This window comes from Myroides sp. LoEW2-1 (assembly GCF_009767705.1).
Taxonomy (GTDB): domain Bacteria; phylum Bacteroidota; class Bacteroidia; order Flavobacteriales; family Flavobacteriaceae; genus Flavobacterium; species Flavobacterium album_A.
This window is the reverse complement of record NZ_WSPP01000351.1, coordinates 1-2,794: the sequence shown is the minus strand read 5'-3', so window position 1 is coordinate 2,794 and position 2,794 is coordinate 1. Positions and strand designations below refer to the sequence as shown.

The following is a 2,794-nucleotide window of genomic DNA, read 5'->3' as shown; positions in this document are numbered from 1 at the left end:
TAAAGCATTCAGAGCTCAGTTTAGAGGTGTAAGAGATATTGATTTCTTTTTATACAGATTGACTAAGCTTTATGCCTAAACACAACTTTTGAGATTGATCCGAAGTTTTCCTATAGAGATTAGCTAAACTTTTTGCGTAGTCCCCAACTTTTGTTACTGATCCCTAACTTTCGCAATAAATTCCTTTTGAATACAAAAAATCCGTAAACACATAGTATTTACGGATTTTATATTTTTCTGTTGTCGGGGTGGCAGGATTCGAACCACTCCTTGTAAATATCTTTAAATCAATCAATTGTCTTGTTTGTAAAAAACCAACTCACCTAATAGCTCACCTTAGCAAATTAGGTTAAAATCAAATATAATGATTTTAAATGTATTAAAAAAGTACTAAAAAGTTAAATATTCAGCTGTTTTTTTGATTGATGGGAGCGAATATTTTAGTAAAAATATCAGTTTTAGCCTTTGTTTGTTTTTGTTTTGTTTTTTGGTGTTTTGTTGTGTTTATTTTATATTATTAGTTAACTAATTTAATTTGATGTATTTTGTTGTGAAATGTCATGCTTGTTATGGTATTATTGTGTTGTCGGGGTGTATATTTAGCTTAAATTATGTGTTTTTGACACTAGCTAAAGAAATTGATTATGGTGTATCTTATTTGATTGGGAGTGATATGGCAAGGAAGAAACTCCCATAGTAAATGATAAATAAACATAAGAAAAATTAAAAGAGTAGATAACCTAATAAAGCCCCACCTAAGACAATAAAAGCACTATTAATTTTTTTAAATTTAAAAACTACTATAGCACTAAGTAGCGCGATAATAATGGACTGCCAATTTGTTACTATATCTTTTGTCATTGTCAAACATACAGCTATAATTAGTGCAATAGAAGTAACGTTTACAGCATCTAAAAAGGCAGATAATCCTTTTGAGTTGCGAAGTTTTTTCATCAAAGGGTTTAGTAAGGCTACTAGAATAAATGAAGGTAGAAAAATTGCAATGGTTGATAGAATTGCTCCAGATATACCATTAATTTGAAAACCAATAAAAGTGACAGAAGAGAAAACAGGACCTGGTGTGAATTGCCCTACAGCAATGGCATCTATGAGTTGTTGCCTCGTTAATAATCCTGTTTGTACTAGTTCAGTATCTAAAAAAGCAAATAATACATAACCACTACCATACAGTATAGCTCCTATTTTTAAAAAAATCCAGAATAGCTGCATATTTGTAGTGTTGAAAAGAGTATTTTGTATACTAAGTAAGAAAGTTAATGGGAGAATACTTTGTAAGGTATTTCGCTTAGTGACATTAATATAAAATACCACATAAGCGAAGAATCCAGCCCCAAACATCAAAATGATTTCATTAGCACCAAGTAAAGAAGCTACTAAGACGATACCCCCTATAAAAGCTAAGAATAAGGATTTAATGGATTTTTTTGCTAGTGGAAATATGGCTACAATAATAATAGCAATAATAGCAGGTTTAACCCCATAGATAAAAGGTTGAACTTGGGGTAATTCTCCATAATTTTTATAAAAATAAGCTAATACACCTGTAAGTAAAACAGCAGGGAGAATAAAACATAGCCCTGCAATTATAAGTCCTTTCCAACCTGCTTTATCATAACCAATGTGAATGGCCATTTCTGTACTGTTTGGACCAGGAATTAAATTGGTAGCACCAAGCAGATCTAAAAAGTGCTGTTCATCCATCCATTTTCTTTTTACAACTACTTCTTCTCTCATCATTGCAATATGAGCCGCAGGGCCTCCAAAACCAATAATCCCTAGCTTGATAAAAACTTGAATTATTTCTTTGAGACCTACTTCACCTTGTTTGATATTCATATCTTTAGACTTTTTAATTATACAAATGTGATATAATTAAAATCTAAAATAGGGTGAATTTGAAAAAAGAGTGGCACTTTAAAGCTCTCGAAATACTTTAGGAGTGGTGCCTACATAGCGCTTGAAGTATTTTGTAAAGTAAGAAGAATCACTAAAGTTTAGGTTGTAAGCAATTTCACTAATACTATTTTCAGAGTATAGAAGTTGCCTTTTAGCTTCATCAATAATATGTTCTGCTAATATTTCAGATGCTGGTTGTTTGAATGTTTTACGACAGATAGCATTTAGATTTTGTGGCGAAATTCCAATTTTTTTAGCATAATAGGCAACACTATTGTGTAAGTTATCTGTTTGCTTTAAAAAATCTTGAAACAAGCTGGCTGTATCATTTTTATTTACAGAGCTAGAAAAAGGAGTAGACGTTGCTATTATCTTAGCTAACAATGCCTTTAAAATACCTTCTTTTACTGTGAAATCCTTTTCTGATACAAGTAGTTGAAATAATGTATTTATACCTTGGGTTTCATTTATTTTTAAACAAGTAAAATGACTTAATTGAGATAAAAGATCTCTTAACTTATAATCTAATGAAGTTTGTAAGAACTCTTTTTTTAATAGAAGTACAAAGCCTTTAGGTTTACTTGTAATATCCCAAAAGTGCACTTGTTCTTTTCGTATAAAAAAAATTGTAGGAGTAGTTATTGAAAATACATTCTGGTCAATCGTATGAGAGCCTGTTCCTTCACTTAAATAAATAATTTCGAAGTAATTATTGTGTTTATGTGGATTCGTTTTGCGAATTTCTTGCCTAAAAGGAGAAACTTTCATTAGAGTTCTTGTCTCAATTTTATTTTTTATTGCTATAGGTTTATTCAAGATAGTTTGGTTAAAAATATACAAGAGTAAAACTAACTATATTTTTGTTACTTACGTAAAC

At 30.4% G+C, this 2,794-nt stretch carries 2 protein-coding genes and 1 pseudogene; 1 reads left to right on the top strand and 2 read right to left on the bottom strand.

The genetic code is table 11. From position 1 onward, the window contains the following. Window positions 1-79: pseudogene (locus tag GOQ24_RS16890) on the top strand (transposase); the annotation flags it as partial. A 644-nt stretch (window positions 80-723) separates the two neighbouring features. On the opposite strand, the gene chrA reads toward GOQ24_RS16890, so the two are convergent. Both chrA and GOQ24_RS15785 read right to left on the bottom strand, forming a co-directional pair. Continuing rightward, the gene (gene chrA, locus GOQ24_RS15790) at window positions 724-1,857 is read right to left on the bottom strand and encodes a chromate efflux transporter (protein ID WP_160340122.1); all 1,134 of its coding nucleotides are present in this window, start codon (window positions 1,855-1,857) and stop codon (window positions 724-726) included. 78 nt (window positions 1,858-1,935) lie between these two features. After that, a complete protein-coding gene (locus tag GOQ24_RS15785; protein WP_160340121.1) occupies window positions 1,936-2,733 on the bottom strand; it encodes a helix-turn-helix domain-containing protein in 798 nt (265 codons plus the stop codon). Window positions 2,734-2,794 lie beyond the last annotated feature (61 nt).

What these genes read in the sequence shown, in the direction of transcription:
- chrA (WP_160340122.1), bottom strand. Translation starts at nt 1,857, where the DNA reads ATGAATATCAAACAAGGTGAAGTAGGTCTCAAAGAAATAATTCAAGTT.